The sequence below is a fragment of the Rhodohalobacter barkolensis genome (assembly GCF_002834295.1).
GTDB classification, from domain to species: domain Bacteria; phylum Bacteroidota; class Rhodothermia; order Balneolales; family Balneolaceae; genus Rhodohalobacter; species Rhodohalobacter barkolensis.
On the sequence record NZ_PISP01000006.1, the window covers coordinates 81,870 to 106,782 of the forward strand.

Sequence of the window (24,913 nt, forward strand, 5' to 3'; positions counted from 1 at the left end):
TATGGTTACAATGTTTCAGATAATCCGTTGTACGGTTTACTCACCGCGTTGTCTCTTGGCCAGTCCCCTTAGAAAATTCCTCAGTACCTGATCACCGCAATTCTTATAGTTCCGATGCGTATCATCACGGAAAAATGCGCTCAGCTCAGTTTTACTCAAACTTAAACCTTCGCTCTCCAGAATATCAATGATATCGGTGTCTTTCAGTTTGAATGCAACCCGAAGTTTTTTAAGAACGATATTATTGGTAACCGGAGTTTGTATCGGCTGAGGGGGGTGTTTATCGCTTTTACCGCGAAGATGGAATATCACTCCATCCAAAAAATGTGCCGTCAGTTTATCATCAGTATCCTTTTCAACTTCAGTACCGTCTATTTTGGTGATGGTCTCCTTGTTGTCGCTGAAAATTTCGGAAACCTCTTCTCTTGAAGGCTGATAATCAGCCAGTTTTAGAAATTCAGCGATTTGGGCGTCATCCAAATCTAAAATGTAGCGGATACTCTTTATAACTTCGTCGTTTCGCATGGATAGAATTGCATTAATATTTATATGAGGACAAAAATACAGAAAATATCATCAAGCATCATTGGTGATCTTGTCACATTCGCGGTGATTTAACATGGTATTTCTAAAGGTGCTCGTTTTTGATGAATAAGCAAAAAACTAAAATATCAACAAGTTGTCATTTGGGGTCAGAATAGAAATTCCATGTTTTTGGAAATAGACAAGCCTTGAGTGTTACCGCCTCTGTTAGATTCATGTTTTAAACAACTCCCTCTGTTCGGCGGATGGTGGGTTATGCCTCTTGTTCCCCGGGTTCCACCCGGGGCTATTGATATTACATCCCTTCGGGATTATTCATGATTGCAGCCGCCCTAAACATCGTATTTCTGTAGGTGCTCGTTTTTGATGAATAAGCAAAAAACTAAAATATCAACAAGTTGTCATTTGGGGTCAGAATAGAAATACCATGTTTTTGGAAATAGACAAGCCTTGAGTGTTACCGCCTCTGCCAGTTTCTTGTTTTAAACAACTCCCTCTGTTCGGCAGATGGTGGGTTACGCTTCTTGTTCCCCGGGTTCCACCCGGGGCTAATGTTGTTACACCCTTTCAGGGTTTTTCTACCCCACGCTCAGGCACAGGGCTATTGATATACCATCCCTTCGGGATTATTCATGATTGCAGCCGCCCTAAACATGGTATTTCTGTAGGTGCTCGTTTTTAATGAATAGGCCAAAACCAACATTTCAACAAGTTGTCATTTGGATTCAGAATATAAATACCATGTTTTTAGAAATAGACCAGCCTTGAGTGTTACCGCCTCTGCCAGTTTCTTGTTTTAAACAACTCCCTCTGTTCGGCGGATGGTGGGTTACGCTTCTTGTTCCCCGGATTTCACCCGGGGCTAATGTTGTTACACCCTTTCAGGGTTTTTCTACTCCGAGCTCATACATAGCACTGAACTCTTGTCATTTTAATCCTGACAGGCTTTTATTTCTCAGCCTTTAGTTTAGCAATCCCCAATGCCTCATCGGCTGCCTGTATGGTATCATCCAGCATATCATAGGTGAGCGTGTTAGAAAGGAACCAGCTCTCGAATGGAGAAGGCGGGAGATAGATCCCACGTTTCAGCATCTCATGGAAGAACACCTTAAAGAACTCCTGATTGGTGGTATTTGCCGTTTTGAAATCGGTAACTACTTCAGGCGTGAAGAAAATACTGATCATCGAACCCACCTGGTTCAAATAGTAATCCAGCTCATGTTCATTGAGTACTGTCTGCAGACGTTTCTTCAAATATTCGGTCTTCTCTTCCAGTTCCACATAAATTTCAGGGTGTTTATCCAATGCACTGAGCTGAGCAAACCCGGCACTCATTGCCAAGGGGTTACCCGATAGCGTTCCGGCCTGATAGACATCACCCACCGGAGCAACCACATCCATAATCTCTTTTTTCCCGCCAAAAGCACCTACCGGCAATCCACCGCCAATGATTTTGCCATACGTTACAAGATCAGCCCAAACGTTATAACGCTCCTGTGCACCGCCCCGAGACAAACGGAATCCGGTCATCACTTCATCAAAAATGAGAACTGTTTCGTGTTCATCACACAACTCTCGCAATCCTTCCAGAAAACCGGGTTGAGGAGGAATACACCCCATATTTCCGGCAACGGGCTCCACGATGATGGCCGCCACATTATCCTTGTTCTTCTTGAGGAGCTCTTCAACGCTGTCCAAATCGTTATAGTTAGCGTTGAGCGTGTCCTTGGCTGTTCCTTCTGTCACGCCCGGACTGCTCGGTTTTCCAAGAGTCAAGGCACCACTCCCCGCTTTGATCAGGAACGAATCTCCATGGCCGTGATAGTTCCCTTCAAACTTGATGATCTTCTCTTTTCCGGTGTAACCGCGGGCAACACGAATGGCGCTCATGCACGCTTCCGTGCCTGAATTCACCATTCGAACACGATCCACATTGGGAACCATTTGTCGAACCAGTTCCGCCATCTTGATCTCAATTTCAGTCGGGGCTCCAAAAGAGGTAGAGTTGAATGACGCATCCTGAACCGCTTTGATCACGGGCGGGTAGGCGTGTCCTAAAATCATCGGACCCCAAGAACCTACATAGTCGATATACTCATTTTCATCCTCATCAGTGATGATCGAGCCCTTCGCTTTTTTGAAGAAAACCGGAATTCCCCCCACCGATTTAAACGCCCGTGCCGGAGAGTTTACCCCACCCGGAATAAATTTCTGTGCCTGTTTAAAAAGAAACTCGCTCTTGTTCAGTAGCATAGATTGTAGTCTTTGTATTATTAGAATTGGAGCTAAAAAGCTCCCCTCCTAAATAGGAGGGGGTTTGGGGGTGGTATAATTCATGAAAAGTTAAAACCAATGTGAGTTATAATTAACACACCCCTAAATCCCCTCTCAAGAGGGGACTTTGTTCTCAGTCTGTCATGTTTTGTAGTGCGGCGATTCGATCTTCCAGCGGTGGGTGAGTCATGAAAAGTGCCTTAAATCCTTTTTTCTTCCCACCGGTAATTCCAAATGCCTGCATCGATTCCGGAAGTTGGTTGGGTACCTGTGACTCCGCTTTCAAACGCTGAAGTGCACCAATCATCCCCTGACGGCTTCCAAACCGTGCACCGGCTTCATCGGCTCGGAACTCGCGGCGACGTGAGAACCAGAATACGATGGTGGAAGCCAGGATGGCTAATACAATCTCAGCAGCAATGGTGGTCACAAAGTAGCCGATTCCCAGCCCATTTTCATTTTTCAATATCACGCGGTCTACCGCAAATCCAATAACCCGTGCCAGGAACATCACAAACGTATTTACCACTCCTTGAATCAAAGCAAGGGTAATCATATCGCCGTTGGCGACGTGACCAACTTCATGACCCAATACCGCTTCAATTTCTGCCTGATCAAACCGCTGCATCATACCGCTGCTCACAGCTACAAGTGCTTTATTGCGATTTGCTCCGGTTGCAAAAGCATTTGCCTGCTGTGCTTCAAAAATACCCACTTCGGGCATACCGATCCCTGCATCTTTGGCCTGTTTCTCGATGGTGCGAACCAGCCACTCTTCCCGGGAGTTTTGCGGCTTGTCGATAAGTTTAACTTTCATCGACCACTTTGCAATTTTCTTGGAGAGAAGGAGCGAGATAAAAGAACCCGCCATTCCGAACACAAAACAGAAGATCAAAAGTGCCTGAAGGTCCAGTCCTGTTCCGGCTTCATTGAGATAGGATCCCACACCCAATATGGAGAGGGTAATACTGGCAACAATAATAATGGCCAGGTTTGTCGCTAAAAATAGAAGTACTCTTTTCATTTTCTAAGTTTCGTTACTTGTGTTGTTAATAATATTCTTATTTAAAAGTCCCCTCTTGAGAGGGGATTTAGGGGTGTGTTAAAACGTTTCGTATAAAATCTTAACATGTAGTTTCACACGTAATCCGGTAACACACCCCTGATTGCTGCGCTGAACGCTTAGCAATCTGACCCCTCTGCAGAGGGGAATAGATTCTCACTTCCCTAAAAGAAGCCTTGCCGCATCTTTGGCGAAGTAGGTTGCGATCAAATCGGCGCCGGCTCGTTTGAACCCGATCAACGCTTCCATCATCGCCTCTTCTTCATTGAGCCAGCCTTTTTCAGCCGCGGCCTTAATCATCGCATATTCGCCGGAAACGTTATAAACGGATACCGGCAAATTTACTACCTCTTTTACGGCCCGAACAACATCGAGGTACGGCAGACCCGGTTTTACCATAATGATATCCGCGCCTTCCTGCTCGTCTGTAATGGCTTCTTTTACAGCCTCTGTAACGTTCGATGGATCCATTTGGTACGTCTTTTTATCACCAAAACCGGGAGCAGAATCGAGAGCATCGCGGAAGGGTCCGTAGTAGCTGGAAGCATACTTGGCACTGTATGCCATAATTCCCGTATTCGGAAAACCGGCCTCTTCCAACGCTTCACGCATCATCAGAATTCGTCCGTCCATCATGTCAGACGGAGCCACAAAATCGGCACCCGCCTCGGCATGACTCACCGCCATTTTTGCCAGTATATCCACGCTCTCATCGTTCAGGATTTCACCCTCCTTTACAATACCGTCGTGTCCAAAACTGGAGTAGGGGTCCATTGCAACATCGGTCATAACCACCATTTCCGGAAACTCCTCCTTGATGGTTCGAACCGATTTCTGCATCAAACCGTTTGGATCTAAAGCTTCAGTTCCCTCGTTATCTTTCTTATCGTCCGGAACCTTGGCAAAAAGAAGTACCGCCGGAATTCCGAGATTCTGAACCTCTTCAATCTCCTTTAACAACAGATCGAGAGTAAACCGGTAGTAGTCCGGCATGGATGGAATCTCTACCTTCTCATTTTTACCCTCCATCACAAAAAGCGGAGCAATAAAATCGTTTACGGAAAGCTGATTTTCTGCAACCATTCGTCGCACATTTTCAGAACGGCGAAGGCGTCTCGGACGTGAATATGGAAACTCTGAATAACTCATTTTATAAATTCTCTTTAATAGGTATTTGTCATCGTTGAGGGAACGACCAGGGTAAAATCGGCAGACTGTAACTGTTCATCATCTACATTCTGCACATCATCCACAGAGATGGTATTGATTGTTAAAACTCTTAGCTCCGGGCGCTGATCTTTCACATACCAAACAATTCCCTCGTAGTCATTAGAGTGATACGATCCGTTCAGTTGGAAGATTCGATCGCCCTCACTAAAATTTTTCAATAGAAAATGGGCCATGGTAGCATCCTTAACAGCCTGGGCATACACGATGTTCATTCCGCCGTGACCCTGCGCCATCTCCAGCATACTTTGATAACCCGGAAGCGTGGTATCTACCTCTACAGGCAGAGGCATCATCCATTGCTTCGCTTCATCCGACAGCTCATCCAGAATTTCCAAACCGTTGCCATAAACGGATGAGGCGTATCGGCGCGGAATGTTTGTGGCAATCAGTTTCATCTGATTCTCCTTTGCAAACTCAAGCACCGGCTTATAGTCTGTGTCGTAATTATTCCAGAGACGTGCCTCATTTTCAAAACTGGACCGGCTGATCTTACCGGTAAAATACTCGTCAATCAGCAGCTGTTGGTCCGCTTCAAACATCTCCATTCCAACCTTTGTGGTTTTGGATGTATCGGCAGCCAGCTCCTGAACCATTTCAATCTGAAGCCAGTGAGCAATGGCGTTGTTGTGCAGTTCACCAAAAAAAACAAGGTCGCTGTTTTTCGACTGTATAATCAGACTTTGATAAGAGACCGTGTTTCCATTCTTACTGTAGATCAGATATGCCGGCTTGCCGGATTCGGGGACAAATCCGGTATACAAAAAAAGTACAGTAAGGGCTAAAATCGAATTCAGTAGATGTTTCATTTACGAACGATTACGTTTTTACTAGGTGCAATCTTTTATTCCTTTGTTTCAGATATACTTCCATTTTGTACTCGGCTTCATACAGTCTGGTGCAACATAACATCTGATCGATCTGAAAATAGTCAGAAATAATGAAGTTCAAGTAAAGAATCAGGGAGCCTGCATCAGCATCTCTTCCCGAACCGCCTGAAACTCATCCCCATCTTCCCAGCTCATCATCTCATCATCGTTCAGTATGTTGAAACTGGATCTGAAGAATAAATGAACATCTTTCTCCATTCCGCTTAAATCCCAGTACTCATTGATTTCATCGCCCACAGAGTGGTAGTTTACAGCACTGAGGCTGTCAACCGTTTCGATAAAGTCATCAGGCTTATTTACGTAATCGCGTCCCGGATTCGGAAAGATAGCCGGGATACCGACTCGAGCCAGCGAGAAGTGATCCGAGCGGTAGAAAAAGCCCTGCTCCGGATTTGGATCCGGTTTCACAACACGCCCTTCCTGCTCAGCATACATTTCAATCACATCTGAAATGGAATTTCTGCCGTATCCAACCAGAACCACGTCCTCCGTTTCGCCATACACCTGCATACCGTCCATGTTAAAGTTGGCAGTTACCTTTCCGGGATGAACCGTTGGATTTTGCGACCAGTAGAGCGATCCCAATAGTCCCATCTCCTCAGCACCTACAAAAAGGAACAGAGCACTTCGTCGCATCTCCGGCTCAAGCTGCTTATACGCATTTGCCATCTCCAGTACAGCACTTACTCCGGCCGCATTGTCGAGCGCACCGTTGTTGATGGAGTCACCATCCACAGGGTTCGTAACACCCAGGTGATCGTAATGTGCGGTAAACACAACATATTCATCTTTCAAGTCCTCATCACTTCCTTCGATTTGACCCAGCACATTTCGGCTCGACATGTCGCTGTAGGTTGCGGTCAATTCAACATCCAGTGATACTCCTTCCATCGGAACCGGTTCAAAATCACGCTCTTCGGCGGCATCCAGCATCTCTTCCAAATCCAGGCCGGCAAGCTCAAACAAATTTTCGCTATGCTCTTCGGTCAGCCAGCCGTTAAATTCAGGCTTTGAACCGGAATCACCCTCCTCCTTCAGGGCAAAACGCTCACGGCCCCAGCTGTTCTCGATCACCGACCAGCCATAGCCGGCTGTTGGAGTAGTGTGAATAATGATTGCACCCAATGCCCCCATCTCTTCCGCTTTCTCAAACTTGTAGCTCCATCGGCCATAGTAGAGACGGGAATCACCATCAAAAATTTCCGGATCGCCTGAAGGATCACTGTTTTTAAAAACCAAAACCTTTCCTTCCACATCGGTTTCCTTATAGTCATCCCAGTCAAATTCGGGGGCTTGAATTCCATAGCCCACATAGAGCAGCTCAGCATTCTGAAGCTCAACCCGTTCAGCCTCATTGCTCGGCCACGCCATAAAATCGGTTCTGAACCCCAGTTCCTCTTCTATCTGACCGTTGCTGCGAATATTCATAGTTGCCGCAGAACCATCCACCTGTTGTCCCAAAAGCGGAATTTCCTGAACAAAGGATCCGTCAACCATTCCAGGCTCAACTCCTATCTGCTCCATGGTTTCAATCAGATAGTCTACCGTTAAATCCTCGCCACGCGTTGCGGGAGCCCGGCCTTCAAATTCATCGGATGAGAGTACTTCTATATGGCTCATTAAAGATTCAGCCGTGATAGATTCCACAGCTTGTTCCACGGGAGGTTCACTGCAGGAAAATGTAAAGAGTATTGTAACGGGGATGATATAAAGTAGATTCCGATTCATGGTGTTATAAAGTTTGTTTGGGATAGTGTGGTTATTTCTTGTTGTGATGACTTAAGAGGCCCACCTTTGAAGGGGATTTAGGGGGGATGAACACCCCTTGCCCGCTAACGCGGACGCTCCCCTCAAGGGGAGAATTCTTCAAGGTTTCAATCTCATGCTGTGAAAAATTTCACTTTAAAAACAACACCTATCCATTGCTTTTATTTGTTGTTAAATGTAGGATTTTAAACAGTGATTTAACAATTCCATGAATTGATTTTTGTACCGTACCCTTTTTTCGTATGATTTAATTGATATGATAAATTTCTACGACCATAAAACCATTTTAATTACCGGAGCGGCAAGCGGAATTGGTAAACGTTTTGCCGAAAAGGTTGCCGACATTGCCGATTTAAAACTAATTCTCTGGGATCGCAATCCGGATGATCTTCAAAAACTTAAAAATGAACTTAAAGACCGGGCTGAAATCCATATTACCGGGATTGACGTTACAGACAGAGATCTGATTCAGCTCGAAGCGGACCACTTTATTAAAGAGAACCTGGTCCCCGACATTATCATCAACTGTGCCGGAATCGTGGTTGGCAAAATGTTCCACGAGCATTCGTTTACTGAAATCGAAAAATCAATTCAGATTAATACAACCGGAAGCATGTGGGTAGTCCGTGCTTTTTTAAATGAGATGATAGAACGCGGATCAGGACAAATTGTAAACCTAGCCTCAGCATCCGGTTACATTGGTAATCCACGGATGAGTGTGTATGCCGCAAGTAAGTGGGCGGTAATTGGATGGACTGAATCTCTTCGGCTTGAGATGGAAAAACTGAACACCGGTATTGGAGTTACGGCTGTGATTCCAAGCTATATTAAAACCGGTATGTTCGATGGTGTAAAAGCCCCGATGTTAGTTCCTCTTTTAGAAACAGATGACATTGTCGATCTCATGCTAAAGGGAATCGCATCCCGAAAGCGTACCATTCAGGCACCTTTCATGGTGAAACTTGTTCCACTCATTAAAGCGATTCTGCCCTACAAATTGTTTGACTGGGTGGCCGGAAATTGGCTGGGTGTCTATAAGTCTATGGACTCTTTCGAAGGGAGAAAGCCTAAATCAAAAAAATCATGATTATTCAAAAACTGGTACAACATCAAAAAAAGGCTTTTAAAGAGGGAGATATAAGTACGCACAATAAACGGAAAGAGTCTCTCTCATTACTCAAAAAGTTACTCCAGGAGAATGAGCAAAACATTTGTGATGCTATTCATGATGATTTTGGCAAACCCTACTTTGAAGCCTATACGTCTGAAGTTGCAACTGTACTTCATGAAATTGATCACCACCTTAAGCATCTCGATAAATGGGCAAAGCCGGATCATGTCGGCAATTCAATCTTTACATTTCCTTCCAAAAATACAGTCTACAAAAAACCTTTCGGAACCGTTTTAATTATTGGCGCCTGGAATTATCCGGTACATCTTACTTTTCAGCCCATGGTCGGTGCACTTTCTGCAGGGAATAATGCCGTTTTAAAACCTTCTGAACTGGCAGTTCAGACATCCGCATTAATTAAGGATTTGGTTGATCAATATTTTGAGTGCTCTGTACTGTCTGTCGTTGAGGGAGCTGTGGATGAAACTCAGGAACTCCTTGCACAACCCTTCGATAAAATCTTTTTTACAGGCAGCACGCGTGTCGGCAAAATTGTAATGAAAGCAGCTGCAGAGCAGCTCATTCCGGTCACGTTAGAACTTGGCGGAAAAAGCCCGGCGATTGTTCATTCTGATGCTAACATCGAAATAGCTGCCAAGCGTATCTGGTGGGGAAAAACAATGAATGCCGGACAAATTTGTGTAGCTCCCGATTATGCACTCGTTCATCACTCCGTAAAGGAGCAGTTTGTGGAGATGAGCCGAAATGTACTGTCACAATTTTTTAGCGATGACTACATAACCGGAGAAAATTATACCCAAATCATAAACAACGATCATTTCGACAGGCTGGCCAATTTACTGGATCAGAGTCATGTAATTCACGGCGGCACTACAAATAAAGACACCCGTTTTATTGAACCGACGTTGATCGAGGCCGACTGGTCTTCACCCATCATGGAAGATGAAATTTTCGGACCTTTACTGCCCATAGTAACCTACCAAACAGTTGAAGAGGCGAAAGAGAAACTGATTGACAGAGACTCGCCGTTAGCGCTTTACCTTTTCACCGAAAGCCGGGATGTGGAATCTGATATCATAACAAACGTGCCTTTTGGCGGAGGATGCATCAACGAAACCATTAGCCATCTTACAAACCCTAATCTGCCATTTGGAGGAGTGGGTCACAGCGGAATGGGAGCCTATCATGGCAAATACAGCTTCGACACTTTTACACGTCTACAGTCTGTTCTGAAAAAATCTACATGGCCTGACCCTGATTTCCGATATCCACCCATTGACCCCGACAAGTTAAAGTGGCTCAAAAAACTTTTGGGATAAACATGACATCTGATAAAGACAATACCTATTCAGCCTTGGTGGCAGAAGAATCGGACGGTACTTTCATCCAGAAAATTCAGCAACGAGCTCTCTCTGATCTACCTGATAATGATGTCTTGATTAAAGTACACTACTCCTCACTCAACTATAAAGACGCCTTATCCGCATCGGGAAACAAGAGTGTAACAAAAAATTATCCCTTCACACCCGGTGTGGATGCATCCGGTGTTGTGGAAGAAAGCCGTGATGACCGATTTACTAAAGGCGACGAGGTGATTGTAACCAGTTACGATCTGGGTATGAACACTCCCGGTGGGTTTGGCCAATTCATCTCTGTTCCGGGCGACTGGATTGTACCTCTTCCCAGCGGACTTTCCTTAAAGGAGAGTATGATGATTGGCACATCCGGATTGACAGCAGCGATCGGTGTGGAAAAGATTGTTAAACAAGCTGTAGGTACAGCGGATGGAGAACTAGTTGTGACCGGTGCAACCGGGGCTGTGGGATCGTTTGCTGTCGGTTTACTGAGTCAGCTTGGATTTCGGGTTACTGCCGCCACCGGTAAAATGGATCAAAAGGATTTTTTGAAAAAGCTTGGGGCTGAAAAGATTATTCACCGAAATGATATTACGGATGTCGCCTCAAAACCCCTTTTAGCAAGTCGCTGGATTGCTGCACTGGACACCGTTGGGGGAGATATGCTCGATGCGGTTATTCGGCAAACGGCACATAATGGAGTTGTCACATGCTGTGGTAATGTTTTGGGTCATGAGCTGCACACGAATGTATTCCCATTTATTCTTCGCGGTATATCGTTGATGGGGATCGATTCCGGAATTGCGCTCATGAGTGACCGGCTTCGAGTCTGGAATCTGCTTGCAAAACAGTGGAAGCCGGAATTTATGGAAGGTATCTACAGAGAGATTTCTCTACTGCAGCTTCCCGCAGAGATACAGAAGATTTTAAATGGGCAACAGGTTGGAAAGATCCTGGTTAGCTTGCCTGACTAAGGTGTTTATCGCCATCCATGTTTTTCCGTGCCACAGCCTTTTTCAGGGGAATCAAAATATCGTCTGCCCTGATCGGCTTAACCAGGTAATCGGCGTACCCAACACTTTTTGCACTTTTAATAGAGTGCTGATCTGAATTACCGGAGAGAAAGATGACCGGTGTATCTGTAAATTTCCTGATTTGAGCACACGCTTCAATTCCGTTCAAATCACCCTTCAATCCAACATCCATTACGAAAACATCCGGATTTAGCTCTTTCGCCATTGTAATAGCCTCTTCGCCGGACATAGCCTTTCCAATCACTTTGTAGCCAAGCTTTTCAATGATTCGCGTCTCTACAAGAGAAAGCAGCATATCGTCTTCTACAATAACAACTGAACCTTTTGATTTTTTCATTAACTAAGCATTATGAGAACTGATGTCTTGTACCTGAAATATATTAACTTTTATTAATATTAAGAAATTTTAATGTTATGCAGGGTGAAATAAAAGGTGGGTATGCTTTAAACCAAGAGAAAGTAGTATAAAAATCGAATCCTAAATCTTCAGTACAAAATTTGCCATGTCTAAATCCGAATTCCGGTTCAGACGAACGGCAGACAGAGACTTCTCCAACACTTCTTTGAGGTCATGATAGGCAGCCGGTTTGGTTATATAGATATTGGCTCCGTGACGAAATGTATCATCGATATCTTTTTCAGACGTTGAGGTAGAGTAGATGGCTATTGAGATATCGCTGTACTTCTCATGGCTTCTGATCTCCTTCAGGCATTCAATCCCGTTCATATTCGGCATATTTAGATCCAGAAAAATAATATGGGGGGGGGTATTTTCATTAGCGAGAAAATCCATCAGCTGGTTGCCATCATTCACCATATTGACAGAGACTTCCTTATCCATCTCATCCATGATCTCTTTGAAAATAAGCCTGTCGTCTTCATCATCATCTGTCAGAAGTACTCGAAGTGGAGTTTTATAGTTGCTCATTCTTCAGCTGATGTTTGGTTCTTTTTCGGGAAATAAATATCAAATGTAGTTCCTTTGTTTAAGGTACTGTCAACAAATATCTCCCCATGATGGTGAGTCACAATTTTTTTTACCGTTGCCAGCCCGATTCCCGTACCCGGATATTCATCTTTTGAATGAAGCTTTTGAAAGACCTCGAATATTTTTTCATTGAACTTTCCATCAAACCCAATGCCGTTATCCGAAACGGATATATGGCAGTACTTTTGATCCGCAGACAGTCCTTTCTCCTTCAGTTCACTCCCCTTTACCATCCGGCTTTTGATCTTGATGTGAGGTTTTTCACCGGATTTTGAAAACTTGAGCGCATTACTGATTAGATTGTGCATCAGCTGACGGAACTGAAAGACGATTACATCTGCCTCACACATTTCCTGAAGCTCAATATTGGCTTCTTTTTCCTTAATAACATCGCTGAAATTTGCCACAACCTCTTCAACAATGGTCTGCAGATCCACGGATTCAAAAACCCTTTCCGACGTGTTTAGGCGTGAGAATACGAGCAGATCATCAATTAGTTTCTGCATTCGGTTTGCGGCGCCCTGCATAACATTGAAATAGGTTTTACCCTTATTGGATAAGTTTTGATTCTCCTTTTCGAGCACCAGGCCTGCAAAGGTTTGAATTTTCCGGAGCGGCTCCTGCAAATCGTGACTGGATACATAGGTAAAAGCTTCCAGCTCTTTATTCATTTCCACCAATTCCATGTTCATTTCCCGGAGTTCTTCAATAGCATTCTTTAACTCAACCGTCCTTTCTTCTATTTTCTCTTCCAGCTCTTTGGTGTACTGCTCCTGAATTTCACGCCGTTTTTCTATCTCTTTAACCTGTTCGGTAATATCTTCAACCGATAAGAGGATCAAATTTTCAGATTCGTCATCTTTCGCAACTTCCCGTGCATTCAACAGCATATGAAGCTCACCAAGACCGGGAAAGGTATGGTTAACTTCATAATCAGTAACAACAGGATTATCGGAAAGAACATCTTCAAGCAATTTTTTAATTTCAGGAAAGTCCCACATTTTGCCACCCAGTTCATAAATCAGTGACCCAACAGTTTCCTCCTCTTTAAGCTTGAACTGTTTATAAAAAGCGTTATTAACCGTTCTTACCCGAAGGTTTTTATCCAGCACCAATAGTGGCTCGCGAATGTTTGCGACAATAGATTCGGAGTAATTTCTTTCAGCTTCAATCTGTTCATTTAAACTGCTCATCTCCTGATTCAGGACAATCAGCTCTTCATTCGTACTTTGAAGTTCCTCTTTACTGGTCTCCAGTTCTTCATTTAAACTCTGGAGCTCTTCACTGCTGCTCATCAACTCTTCGTTGGCGCTTTGGAGTTCTTCGATAGCAACTTCCTGATCCTCCGTAATGTTTCGCATGTCCTCCCTGGTGTCAACCAGTTCCTGCTCTAATTGCTGAATGCGAAGATTTTTATCGGCATCCTGCACTTCACCTTTTTCTGCGCCTTCACTTTCAGGACCCTGTCTGTTTTTTTCAGAGGAGGTATCGTGAAACAGTACTAAAAAATGCGGCTCTATAGTATTGGCAAGAGGGATAGCTTCGATGGAAATCGTATGTAGTTCATCATTCAGCTTAACCGGAATGTCCTCTTTTCTGACTTCTTCATGCCCCTGTTTTGCCTTATGCAGAACATTTCGGAGTTCGAAAGCCAGGCCCGGTACGGCCAGTGTCATTAAATTATGACTCGGTTTCCCGGACGATTGCTCTAAATAAGGTCCGGTTTTGCCCCGATACTGGACAATATCCATCACCTCGTTTACCACTACACCCGGAGGGGTGTAATTTCTGAGCATATATTCATCGGCCGTTCTTTGAAAGTCGGGACTCTTCTTTTCAGGAATTTCACTTTTCGTTCTCTGATTATAATCAAGCTCCGATCTCCGGTTCACCACCTGCACGAACTTACTGGATGCTTCTTTCCGCGTGTATATTTTATCATTTTTGGCCGCTTCAGAAAACAGGTCGGGCACGCCACTGGTTGTTTCTGATTTGCCAAGCAATAATAACCCGTTTGGGTTCAGCACATAATGAAACGTGGTAAGTGCTTTTTTCTGTAAATAGGGTTCAAAGTAGATCAGTACATTACGACAGCTAATCAGGTCAATTTTGCCAAATGGAGGGTCCTTCAAAAAATTATGAACGGCAAATACGCACATATCCCGAACCTGCCGGTTTACCTGATAATTTCCATTTGATTTGGCAAAGTACTTTTTGATTCGTTTCTCAGAGACGCCCGCCAAGTCTGATGTCGAATATATCCCCAAACGAGCCTTATCGATTGCGGATTCGCTTAAATCAGATGCAAAGATCTGTACTTTTTTTCCGGGCTTTCCCACAGTACGCGTTTCCAACAGTTCCCTAAACAGGATGGCCAGTGAATAGGCCTCCTCACCTGTGCTGCAACCCGCTACCCATACCCGGATGGTTTGATCGTCGGGAATTTTGTCGATAAGATCCGGTAAAAATTTATTGGCCAGATTTTCAAATATTTTCGGATCACGAAAGAATGAGGTAACCGGAATCAGAAAATCACTGTACAGAGTATCCTGTTCCTCTTTATTTTCTCTCAAGTATTCAAGATAGGCCGACACCTTTTTAATTTTGTTGATCGCCATCCTCCGAAGAATTCTCCTGCGGATTGTGGTCTGTTTGTAATATGTAAAGTCTGTGCCTTTCCGAACCCGTAACAGGGTGATAATTTGCATGAAGTCACCCTCGTCTTTCTTCTCACCAGGGGTATCTAAAGCATTCCCGGTTTTAATAAAGTGCTTAATTTCAAGTAATTTTTTCGGGATCTCTTCAGGTGGAAGCACAAAATCAACGACTCTTGCCTGAATGGCACTGCCGGGCATTCCGTCGTATTCAGCCGACTCTACATTCTGTGCAAAGGTAATGCCTCCACCATCTTTTATAGCCTTTAACCCTTTGGTGCCATCCGAAGCCGTACCCGACAGCACCACTCCAATGGCACGTGATTCATAAACTTCAGCAAGCGCTGAAAATAACAGGTCGATGGGAAGAACACGTTCTGATTTTTTCTTTTTGGGCCGCTTAGTGAGCCGCAATTTACCATCTGACACACTCATCAATTTGTTACTGGGCATCACATAGACGTGGTTGGGCTCAATTACACTCTCCTCCGACAACTCCACTACCGGCATTTTTGTCTCTTTTTGAAGTATGTCGGGCAGCAGGCTTTCGTGTTCCGGATCTAAATGTTGTACAAACAAATAAGCCATGCCGGACTCTTCCGATATGGCTTTGAGTAATTTTTTAAACGGGGATAATCCCCCGGCTGATGCACCTATACCAACAACTGGAAATTGGGATTCAGGGTCACGACTCTTTTTTTTCTTTTTGTCTGACTTCACTGCAGTTTTTTTAGTCTATGGTTAGCATAAAGCTTCCTTTTCCCGGAAGATCCATATCATTTTCTGCTATCAATTTAAGTGATTTATAGATCAGTTCTTTAAGTTCCCAAAAACTGGCAGGTTTTCGGATGTAATAGTGTGCTGCATCTTTAAAAACCTGCTTTATCATCTCCCTGTTTGTAGCTGTGGAAAAAATGATCACGGGCAGATCCTGCAATTTCATGTTTCTCTTTATTTCGCCCAAAGCTGCAAATCCATTTTTTCGGGGCATATTCAGATCCAGAAACAGAGCATCAGGCAGATTATTTTCATGATTAGTGAGCCATTCCATCAGATCATCACCATTACTAAATGTCGTGAGCTCAACAGATACCGGCAACTCGGCAATCACTTCTTCAAACAGAAGCTGATCGTCACGATCATCTTCTGCCAGTATCAGGTTTAGTTTGCGATCGATTGGTTTATATTCTTTTGCATTTCCCATAATTGAACGTACCTAAAATTGCGAGTGTTTTCTAGTCTAATTAATCCTCAAGACGTAGCTTAAACGGTATTTATTTTACTGTGATGAAGCTCTCACCTGGTAAGATGCAGGTATTATACCTTTTTGTGGTTACGGATTTTCTCGTAAGTGTTGTATGAATTACGGATTGGACCGGAATATCTCAGACACTATGTGATCTAAATCACAATGGATGGCAAGATGTTCAATGGTAGTGAGTGTAGTTCAATTTTTATTTAGAATGTAGATTGCAATATTAGTTCTTCTGTAACAGAACTGTAACATGCGTGAAATTGACGCTTCCTGAAGGGCAAAACAAAAAAGCCTCACAACATCATATTACTATGCGTTGCAAGGCTTTACTCGAGTGTGGGACCGGGCGGAATCGAACCGCCGACACACGGATTTTCAGTCCGTTGCTCTACCGACTGAGCTACAGTCCCTCTCGGAAGACTCCAAATATAAGGGCTTTTAAACCTTTACTCAAAACCGATTCTTCTTTTTCCGGAAATAATTTTCATCGCGTTCAATTGTGCACTTTAATATCCTTTAAACGCATCTGAATGGTTCGCTTTCCATTCCAATGGTTCTCCTCAAGCACATAGGCAACATCCATCTGACCGTCATCACACTTTCTGAGCATCGGCAGGTACTCGTGCATGTTAAAACCGATCACATCAAGAACGGCTGAACCGTTTTGACGTACCTTAAATTTTAGATGTCCATTTCCAACAATACTGGGAACCCCTTCTATACAAACATCCTGCGATACAAAAACAGGACGCATATTCCCAGGACCAAATGGTTCGAACTGGGTCAGGAGTTTCCAAAATTTCGGGTCTACCTGCTCGAGGTCTAGAACAGAATCAATCTGCAGTTCGGGCAAAAAATCATTATCAGACAGTTTTTGAAAACCAATCGAGTTCATTCGCTGCCGAAACTCATCCAGATTTTCCGCATCCATTGTCAGACCTGCAGCAAATTCATGTCCGCCGAACTGTTCCAGGAGATCCTCACACTTCTTCAGGGCATTGTAAATATTAAACCCCTTGATGGACCGCGCCGACCCTTTGATCTTACCCTCAACCGTGCTAAGCATAATTGTGGGGCGATAATAGGCATCCACCAAACGGGAAGCTACAATTCCAATGACGCCTAAATGCCATTCGGGGTGATGGAGCACCATAGTCGACATATTATCTACGTTGAAATTATTCTCCAGCATATCCACAGCCTGCTCCATCGTTTCGCTGTCCGTTGAGCGGCGCCGGATATTGATCGCCTCGAGTTCGCTGGCATACTTTGCCGCCTTTGTTTCATCTTCAGAAATCATCAACTCCACAGCTGCTGTGGCATCCCCCATACGTCCGGCCGCATTTATTCTGGGGCCGATAGAAAAGACGATCGAAGAGGTGGTAACGGTGCCGGGGGGAATTTTTATTCGATTCAGAAGAGCCTTTATGCCCACCCGCGGTTCCGTATTGATCAGCTTCAGGCCGCGACGCATCAAATATCGATTCTCCTCAACAATCGGAACGATATCTGAGGCGATGGAGATGGCAACCAAATCCAGAAACTGGTGGGGAAGTGTTTTCGGCAAGCCCAGCTTTTCTACTGTGCCCTGTACCAGTTTATAACCGACTCCCGCTCCCGAAAGTCCGTCAAACGGATAGTTACAATCGGGGCGTTTGGGATCCAGTACTGCTAAGGCTTCCGGGATTTCATCTCCCACTGTATGATGATCACAAATAATAAGGTCGATCCCATTCTCCTTTGCAACTTTTGCTTCTTCAAATGCGGTAATTCCACAATCGACAGAAACGATCAGGTCGGCATCAATATCAATTGCGTGGCGGATACCATCCGGATTGATACCGTAACCCTCTTTAAACCGGTGAGGAATGTAGTAGTGAACATCAATCCCGAAACTTCTGAGAAATGTGTAAAGTATGCTAACGGCGGTTGTGCCATCAACGTCATAATCACCATAAATCAATACTTTTTGATGATTACAGATCGCTTCGGCTAATCTCGAAGCTCCCTTATCCATATCCTTCATTAAAAAAGGATCGTAGAGCTTCTGTTTTTCCGGGCGGAAAAAAGATTTCGCATCATCAAAACTCTCTATGCCCCGAATTGCCAGTAAGCGGGCAATCTCCGAGGGTACATTAAGTTCCTGCTGTAAATAATGAACAGACTCCTCCCTTTCGGGTTGCGCATAAACCCATCGATATGCCATGATTTGTTTCCTGTTTTATTCTCATTTAAAAGGCAGAGGAGTGTCATCCCGACAATGCCAAACTGTACATTTATACAGTAATAACCTTAACAATAGCTTAATATTCTATTATAACAAAAGGTCAGGAGAAAATGAGATTAAATCCCATTCTGAATTTTAAGGATTAGTGACTTATTCTTCATCACATGTTCGTAATTTATCATAAACTTAAGAACGTTATGACCCATGAGAACCATAAAATTAGAACTCCTCATCCTGTCAATTCTCACTGAAAATTAGTAATTTGGAAGCGTTTCCATAAGGATGGTATCCGATACGAAATTAAAACCTGTAGTTATGAATGAATTGAAAAACATGCTTGACAAAGAGAGCGACATCAACGAAGATTTTCAACTTTTTAATGATTTAAACACCCTTGAGCACGAACAGATTGTATTCTGCTCACGACCGGAAGTTGGATTGAAGGCGATCATCGCAATCCACGACACTACACTCGGACCGGCACTTGGCGGAACCCGAATGTGGGATTACAAATCTGAAGCCGAGGCTATTCGTGATGTACTTCGCCTGTCTCGCGGCATGAGTTATAAATCGGCTATTTCCGGTTTGAACCTGGGGGGCGGTAAAGCCGTAATCATCGGTGATGCACAAACTCAAAAAACGGAATCACTTTTCCGTGCTTTTGGCCGATTTGTGGACGGGCTCGGTGGACGCTACATCACCGCCGAAGATGTAGGAATGACAGAGAAAGACATGGAGTGGATCTTCTCTGAAACGAAATTTGTAACCGGCATCCCTAAAGAGCTTGGCGGAAGCGGCAACCCATCTCCGGTAACAGGATATGGAGTCTACATGGGGATGAAAGCTTCAGCTAAACGAGCCTACGGCAGTGATTCACTTGAAGGCAAACGTATAGCTATTCAGGGAGCAGGGTCAGTTGCCTCTCACCTGGCGCACTACATCAGTAAGGAAAATGGAGAACTTTTCATTAGCGATATTTTTGAAGAGAAAGCCAATCAATTGGCTGAAGCTACCGGTGCCAAAGTTGTAAAACCGGATGATATCTACACGCTCGATGTAGACATTTTCAGTCCATGTGCATTAGGTGGCGTGGTGAACGACGACACCATTGAATACCTCAAATGCGATATTATTGCCGGTGGTGCCAATAATATTCTGGATGATGAGGACAAACATGGGAATGAATTGATTAAAAAAGGAATTCTCTATGCACCGGATTATGTAATCAATGCCGGTGGCTTGATAAACGTTGCCAGCGAACTTGAAGGGTATAACGAGAATCTGGCAATGAACAAGACATCCAGAATCTACGACACCGTTCTCGATATTTTTGATTACGCCGAAGAGAACAATATCCCGACTATTGCAGCATCCAATGCTCTTGCAGAAAAGAGAATTGAAGCTGTAGGTAAAGTCGGTACGATCTACTCTTCAAAAAGTCACTTTTCAAATCGAAAAGGCGAGCAGTATTTGAGAGACAGATCCTAACATACTACATACCCTGACTATTCAACTGAGCAGCCCGGTGAGAACCGGGTTGCTTTTTTTATGTGAAAGTGTAAGATTATCCTGACCTTACAACTCAATCACCTCTTCCTATGAATAGATTTTCCGCTACCTGGTCGCTCATGAAGAGCTCATTAAATATTCTTCTTGAAGACAAAAGAATGTTACTATTCCCTGTTTTTTCAGGAATTTGTACTCTTATCGTGGGGTTCACGTTTATTATGCCGCTACTGTTTACCCAAGGCATCAATTCGATTGGCATCTTTGAATCATTGTCCGATACAATGATGTTTTTTACGCTATTCATGTTCTATTACCTGAACTACTTTGTGATCATATTCTTTAACTCGGGAGCTATTCTTTATGCAATCAAACATATCCGGGGAGAGGAGCCTACATTCGGTGAGGTTTTCAACGAATTGAGAGATCGGCTCGGACATCTGCTGGGATGGACGGCTATCGCTGCAACCGTAGGAATCATCATCAATTCCATCGAAAACCAATCGGATTTTATTGGAAAAATAGTGGCCGGCATAATCGGTTTGAGCTGGACTGTAACCAGCTTCCTGGTTTTGCCGGTTTTGGTGATTGAGAAAAAGGGCCCCATTGAATCTCTGAAAGAGTCGGCAGGTATGCTTAAAAAATCATGGGGTGAACAGCTGATTGGTCACTTCAGCTTTGGACTGATATTTGCAATCATACTCATTGGAGCGGGAGCTATCACCATACCTCTGTTTCTACTCGGAGAGATCTTCATAATTATCGGAATTGCGCTGCTGATTCTGTTTGGTTTGGTACTCGGAATATTTCAATGGATTCTTCAATCTATTTTCATGGCAACTCTTTATCTTTACGTACGTGAGGATCGGCTTGCGAGTTCATTTACACAAACACAGATTGATCAGGCTGTCAGATAATATCAACCCGAATCCTTTCGTTTCATATCCGGTAATGGATACGCAACTGTGTTTCAACTCACAATAAGCTGTTTCGGGATGAACTATTCACCTGCAATTCCTCCTCTTCATAAGAGGATGTAAGCAAAAATCCGATACAACTTCAAAGCAACCAACGTTTAAATAAACATTTTACAGACAGGTAGTAATTTTTATGTCACTCAAAAAGAAGTTTCAGTTCAAAGACAGGCTAATCAAGGGAATCGACCCTGACGGGCAGTTTAAAATCAGCGTTGTTAAAACAACGGATGTGGTTAAAACAGCTCAGCAAAATCACAATTTATCTCTGTTGAATACGGTTCTGCTGGGCAAAACCCTTACTGCGTCGATGCTGCTCGCATCAGAACTTAAGGGAGAAGAGCGTATTCAGGTTCGTATTGAAGGCAGTGGCCCGGTAGGCATGCTCACAGCCGAAGCTAACCGTGTTGGTGAAGTGCGGGGTTACTCTGCCAATCCATCCGCGGAATTGGATTACAGCCATCCGGACACAACCATCGGAGACGGGCTTGGGGCCGGGATACTCACGGTTACCAAAACGCTTTACAATGAAGCGGAACCGAGAAGAAGTTCAATAGAACTTGTAGCCGGAGATATCAATGCCGACGTCGCTCACTTTATGGCACAATCTGAGCAAATTCTATCCGGATTTTTACTGGATGTGAGTCTGAACGACGACGGATCTGTCAAGCACGCTGGGGGAGTTTTAGTGCAGCGACTGCCGGAAGCTGAAGAGGAAAAAGTGGAGCAGCTGCAGAAAACATTAACAAGCCTGCCACCACTCAGTGAGCTGTTTGAGAATGACTACTACATTGATGATATCATGGAGATGGCAACCAAGCCATTTTCAGTAAAAGAGTTGGACCGTCAACCGGTTCACTTTTTCTGCCGTTGCTCTCCAAAACGGTTTAAAAACGCCCTTTCCATGCTGGGATATGAAGATTTGAAAGAGATGGAAGGCGAGAGCCAGGAAGTAGTTTGTAACTACTGTGGCACAAAAATGGAGATCTCAAAAGAGGAGATTGCAGAGATGGCTGAAACAGCGAAAGCCAAACTGAACTGATATTTAAGTAAGGTTTGGCAAATCGCTGAGTTTACAAAGTGTTGCAAACGAAATCAGCAAAACATAGCTGTTAAATAGCAAATGATGAACCACAGCCGCACGCTTCGCTGGCATTGGGATTGTCGAAGGTAAATCCGCGGGCGTCCAGTCCGTCGGGGTAGTCGATCACAATTCCATTCAGGTACATCAAGTGATCGGGATTGACCACAATTTCCATTCCCTGGGATTTTATGATCTCATCTTCGTCCGTTCGAATGTCGAAACCAAGTTTATAACTGAGGCCCGAACAACCTCCGCCCTCGACAGCTACACGAAGATAGAGTTCAGCATCCAGATCCTCTTTCTCTTTAATTTTTTGAATCTGTTTCGCCGCACGTTCAGTCAGCTCTACGTTTTTCTTCTCAGGCTGACCTTCAAATTGTTGATGAAATTGCTTTTCCCCGCTATCCTCTTTCGGCTCATCATCGATAAGGGAAGCAATTACGTCGTTTAAATTTTCATCTTTAATAGCCATAAATAAAATCTTTTGCAGTTACTTCACAGGGTTTGCAAAGGTAAAATAATCTTTTTCCGATTTTCTGAACAGTTTCAGAATTCCGGCACTCACTAAATTAACAAGAATTTTGGACGCACGATAGGTCGTTACGTTAATCAATTCAGAGAACTTTTGAACATTGATCTCACCATATTCATTCAAATATCGAAAGAGCATCTGCTCATGCTTTCCATATTCAAACGTAACACCGGTATCTGAATATTGTTGCTTTAATATTTCGGTCTGTTCATCGCTGGCCAGAACACTCTCATCCTGAAACCTGACAAACACTTGTCGCTTCTTCTTTCCCTTCAGGTAGACCGGTTTTTTCTTTGCTTCGGGAACACGAACTACCATCACATCAGTATCCGGAAGATGCACTAACTCGATATAAATCTGAACAGCAGGCACACACAGTTTTTGAGCTGCCTCCTGTAGCAAGAATTCCTCTTCGAAATAAGAACGAATCCCTGTAATCTGTTTATTGTCTTCTACACCAATAAGGATGGTTCCGCCCGATGTATTTGCAAATGCAGCGATTTCGCGTGCAATTTTAGCCGGTGCCGGTACTGTCTTTTTAAATTCAAGAAAAGTGCCTTCACCGGTTTGAATCAGATGGCGGAGGTCGGAGGGGTTCATGTCTGAAATGACAATTTCACCGTTCGGCAATTTCATAATGCTAACTAACTGGTTTTTTCTGATAACTATTTGTCAACGAACAAAAGTGAAGAGTATTTAGATCATTTTTTCTTCTTTGGGATTTCGGGTCATCAACTCTTCCACCATTTGAACCGGAGAGATGTTTTCAAAAAGAACTTTATAAACGGCATTTGTGATCGGCATCTCAACATTATTTTTTTGTGACCACTGACATACAGATTCCGTCGTTTTAACACCTTCTGCAACCATGTTCATACCTGAAGTGATTTCATCAAGTTTCTTACCCTGACCAATATGAAATCCAACAAACCGATTTCGGCTATGTTTACTTGTGCAGGTAACAATCAAATCTCCCATTCCGGTCAGCCCCGAAAATGTATCCATTGAAGCTCCCAGCACAGCGCCCATACGCTTCATTTCGTGCAGACCGCGGGTCATCAGTGCTGCTTTGGCATTATCACCAAATTCGGCCCCATCAACTATTCCGGCCGCAATGGCCATAATGTTTTTCAGTGCACCGCCAATTTCCACTCCAATAATGTCATTATTCAAATACACCCGGAAACGGGCAGTCATAAAAGTTTCCTGTATGATTCGAGCCACTCGCTTTGAATAGGCTGCAGATACAACCGTTGTCGGCTTTAACGTGGCAACCTCCTCGGCGTGACTCGGCCCGGTCAACACGCCAATCTGATCTTCAAGAACGGTTCCTTCCAGTACATCAACTAAAATTTGAGAGGGAGTCATCAGGGTATCTTTCTCTATTCCCTTGGCGATGCTGACAATGATTTCCTTTCCGTTCAAAAAGGGTTTTACTTTAGCAGCAACTTCCCGCAATGCATGAGTAGGAGTTGCAAATACAATCATTTCTGAACTTTTAACAGCCTCTTCTAACGAGTTTGTTGCTTTAACAGAATGAGGTAGTCCAACATCCTTAAGGTAGGCCGGATTAAATTTTTTATTGTTAATCCCTTCCACTACTTCTTTTTCCCTGGCCCAGATGGTTACAGTGTATTCTTTACTACCCAAAACGACACCCAATGCCGTTCCAAAACTTCCGGCTCCGATGATACTTATATTTTTCACGCTGAATTCTCTTCTTTTTTCAATCTACCGTTTGATGGTTTAAACGACTGAATTCGATTTTCCGTACCATTCAAAAGGCGTTTAATATTTCCTTTGTGTTTGATGATAATTCCCAATGCAATTGCGCTGCTAAATAGGATTATACTTCCATCGATATCCCAACCTAAACCATACCGTAGAAATAATTGAGAAAATGGATAGATCAATGAAGCAAATATGGATCCCACAGACACATATCGTGTGGAAAACATCAATATCAGGAATAGCGCCAGAGAGACACTAATCGAAACCGGCTCAATTCCGTAGAGCATACCGCATGCGGTGGCGGCCCCTTTTCCGCCTTTAAAGTTTGCATAGACCGGAAACATGTGCCCGATAACCGCAGCCAGGCCGGACAGGATTAGCAGCATGGAATCCACATCCCAGCCTTCATAAAAACTAACCGGTCCGCTTCCGATACTGTAGGCAAGCTGACTCAATACCAAGGTGGACAGTAATCCTTTCCCGAAATCAAAGAGGAGTACAATGGTTCCGGCTTTCCATCCCAAAATCCGAAATGTATTGGTAGCTCCTGCATTCCCGCTTCCATGTTTACGGATATCTACCTTAAAAAATATTTTACCCATCCAGAGTGAGCTTGGAATGGCTCCAACCAGATAGCAGAGAATAAAAACAACAAGTATGGATAGCATGGAAGCGGT

General features: G+C 43.8%; 21 protein-coding genes and 1 tRNA gene. 6 read left to right on the forward strand and 16 right to left on the reverse strand.

Annotated elements, in window-relative coordinates:
* Positions 1 to 36: 36 nt before the first annotated feature.
* The 6 genes from CWD77_RS13820 to CWD77_RS13845 all read right to left on the reverse strand — a co-directional run bounded on the left by CWD77_RS13820 (position 37) and on the right by CWD77_RS13845 (position 7,725).
* Entirely contained in the window at positions 37 to 525 is a 489-nt protein-coding gene (locus CWD77_RS13820; protein WP_101074176.1) for a YehS family protein, read from the reverse strand.
* A gap of 966 nt (positions 526 to 1,491) precedes the next feature.
* The gene (hemL, locus tag CWD77_RS13825) at positions 1,492 to 2,796 is read right to left on the reverse strand and encodes a glutamate-1-semialdehyde 2,1-aminomutase (RefSeq protein WP_101074177.1); all 1,305 of its coding nucleotides are present in this window, start codon (positions 2,794 to 2,796) and stop codon (positions 1,492 to 1,494) included.
* Positions 2,797 to 2,950: 154 nt separating this feature from the next.
* Positions 2,951 to 3,841: a protease HtpX gene (gene htpX / locus CWD77_RS13830; protein ID WP_101074178.1), complete on the reverse strand. Its 891-nt coding sequence runs from the start codon at positions 3,839 to 3,841 to the stop codon at positions 2,951 to 2,953.
* A gap of 195 nt (positions 3,842 to 4,036) precedes the next feature.
* Entirely contained in the window at positions 4,037 to 5,029 is a 993-nt protein-coding gene (gene hemB / locus CWD77_RS13835; RefSeq protein WP_101074179.1) for a porphobilinogen synthase, read from the reverse strand.
* 14 nt (positions 5,030 to 5,043) lie between these two features.
* A complete protein-coding gene (locus tag CWD77_RS13840; RefSeq protein WP_101074180.1) occupies positions 5,044 to 5,916 on the reverse strand; it encodes a ChaN family lipoprotein in 873 nt (290 codons plus the stop codon).
* A 150-nt stretch (positions 5,917 to 6,066) separates the two neighbouring features.
* A complete protein-coding gene (locus CWD77_RS13845; RefSeq protein WP_101074181.1) occupies positions 6,067 to 7,725 on the reverse strand; it encodes a M28 family peptidase in 1,659 nt (552 codons plus the stop codon).
* A 295-nt stretch (positions 7,726 to 8,020) separates the two neighbouring features.
* On the opposite strand from CWD77_RS13845, the gene CWD77_RS13850 reads away from it, so the two are divergent.
* Genes CWD77_RS13850 through CWD77_RS13860 form a run of 3 tightly spaced genes read left to right on the forward strand, consistent with a single transcriptional unit; the run spans position 8,021 to position 11,225 of the window.
* A complete protein-coding gene (locus CWD77_RS13850) occupies positions 8,021 to 8,851 on the forward strand; it encodes an SDR family NAD(P)-dependent oxidoreductase (RefSeq protein WP_133120243.1) in 831 nt (276 codons plus the stop codon).
* A complete protein-coding gene (locus tag CWD77_RS13855; protein WP_206018031.1) occupies positions 8,848 to 10,215 on the forward strand; it encodes an aldehyde dehydrogenase family protein in 1,368 nt (455 codons plus the stop codon). Before CWD77_RS13850 ends, CWD77_RS13855 begins: the two co-directional genes overlap by 4 nt.
* A 2-nt stretch (positions 10,216 to 10,217) precedes the next feature.
* Positions 10,218 to 11,225: a YhdH/YhfP family quinone oxidoreductase gene (locus tag CWD77_RS13860; RefSeq protein WP_101074183.1), complete on the forward strand. Its 1,008-nt coding sequence runs from the start codon at positions 10,218 to 10,220 to the stop codon at positions 11,223 to 11,225.
* Here the strand turns inward: CWD77_RS13860 and CWD77_RS13865 are convergent.
* From CWD77_RS13865 to recJ, 6 genes are all read right to left on the reverse strand, one after another.
* Positions 11,209 to 11,622: a response regulator gene (locus tag CWD77_RS13865; protein ID WP_101074184.1), complete on the reverse strand. Its 414-nt coding sequence runs from the start codon at positions 11,620 to 11,622 to the stop codon at positions 11,209 to 11,211. The genes CWD77_RS13860 and CWD77_RS13865 overlap by 17 nt on opposite strands.
* Before the next feature lie 141 nt (positions 11,623 to 11,763).
* Positions 11,764 to 12,213 carry a response regulator gene (locus tag CWD77_RS13870; protein ID WP_101074185.1) on the reverse strand — a complete coding sequence of 150 codons (450 nt, stop codon included), beginning with the start codon at positions 12,211 to 12,213 and terminating at the stop codon, positions 11,764 to 11,766.
* Positions 12,210 to 15,647, reverse strand: coding sequence for a CheR family methyltransferase (locus CWD77_RS13875; RefSeq protein WP_101074186.1), 3,438 nt, complete (start codon positions 15,645 to 15,647; stop codon positions 12,210 to 12,212). The genes CWD77_RS13870 and CWD77_RS13875 overlap by 4 nt, the downstream gene beginning before the upstream one ends.
* Positions 15,648 to 15,657: 10 nt before the next feature.
* Positions 15,658 to 16,131, reverse strand: coding sequence for a response regulator (locus CWD77_RS13880; RefSeq protein ID WP_101074187.1), 474 nt, complete (start codon positions 16,129 to 16,131; stop codon positions 15,658 to 15,660).
* A 388-nt stretch (positions 16,132 to 16,519) separates the two neighbouring features.
* Positions 16,520 to 16,592, reverse strand: a tRNA-Phe gene (locus tag CWD77_RS13885).
* Positions 16,593 to 16,675: 83 nt separating this feature from the next.
* Positions 16,676 to 18,388 carry a single-stranded-DNA-specific exonuclease RecJ gene (recJ, locus tag CWD77_RS13890; RefSeq protein ID WP_101074188.1) on the reverse strand — a complete coding sequence of 571 codons (1,713 nt, stop codon included), beginning with the start codon at positions 18,386 to 18,388 and terminating at the stop codon, positions 16,676 to 16,678.
* A gap of 336 nt (positions 18,389 to 18,724) precedes the next feature.
* Between recJ and CWD77_RS13895 the strand changes: the two genes are divergently transcribed.
* The 3 genes from CWD77_RS13895 to hslO all read left to right on the forward strand — a co-directional run bounded on the left by CWD77_RS13895 (position 18,725) and on the right by hslO (position 21,931).
* On the forward strand, positions 18,725 to 19,897 hold the full coding sequence (locus CWD77_RS13895) for a Glu/Leu/Phe/Val family dehydrogenase (protein ID WP_240596830.1): 1,173 nt from the start codon (positions 18,725 to 18,727) through the stop codon (positions 19,895 to 19,897).
* Between the two features lie 110 nt (positions 19,898 to 20,007).
* Positions 20,008 to 20,832, forward strand: a complete 825-nt coding sequence (locus CWD77_RS13905; RefSeq protein ID WP_133120244.1) for a DUF6159 family protein — start codon at positions 20,008 to 20,010, stop codon at positions 20,830 to 20,832.
* A 193-nt stretch (positions 20,833 to 21,025) separates the two neighbouring features.
* Complete coding sequence (hslO, locus tag CWD77_RS13910; RefSeq protein WP_101074191.1) at positions 21,026 to 21,931, forward strand: Hsp33 family molecular chaperone HslO; 906 nt, start codon at positions 21,026 to 21,028, stop codon at positions 21,929 to 21,931.
* Positions 21,932 to 22,001: 70 nt separating this feature from the next.
* On the opposite strand, the gene CWD77_RS13915 is transcribed toward hslO, so the two are convergent.
* The 4 genes from CWD77_RS13915 to plsY are packed head-to-tail and all read right to left on the reverse strand — an operon-like array spanning position 22,002 to position 24,904.
* A complete protein-coding gene (locus tag CWD77_RS13915) occupies positions 22,002 to 22,445 on the reverse strand; it encodes a HesB/IscA family protein (RefSeq protein ID WP_101074192.1) in 444 nt (147 codons plus the stop codon).
* Between the two features lie 18 nt (positions 22,446 to 22,463).
* The gene (locus CWD77_RS13920) at positions 22,464 to 23,141 is read right to left on the reverse strand and encodes an AlbA family DNA-binding domain-containing protein (RefSeq protein WP_101074193.1); all 678 of its coding nucleotides are present in this window, start codon (positions 23,139 to 23,141) and stop codon (positions 22,464 to 22,466) included.
* Positions 23,142 to 23,201: 60 nt separating this feature from the next.
* Positions 23,202 to 24,212 carry an NAD(P)H-dependent glycerol-3-phosphate dehydrogenase gene (locus tag CWD77_RS13925; RefSeq protein WP_101074194.1) on the reverse strand — a complete coding sequence of 337 codons (1,011 nt, stop codon included), beginning with the start codon at positions 24,210 to 24,212 and terminating at the stop codon, positions 23,202 to 23,204.
* Positions 24,209 to 24,904 carry a glycerol-3-phosphate 1-O-acyltransferase PlsY gene (plsY, locus tag CWD77_RS13930; RefSeq protein WP_101074195.1) on the reverse strand — a complete coding sequence of 232 codons (696 nt, stop codon included), beginning with the start codon at positions 24,902 to 24,904 and terminating at the stop codon, positions 24,209 to 24,211. The genes CWD77_RS13925 and plsY overlap by 4 nt, the downstream gene beginning before the upstream one ends.
* Between the last annotated feature and the right edge of the window lie 9 nt (positions 24,905 to 24,913).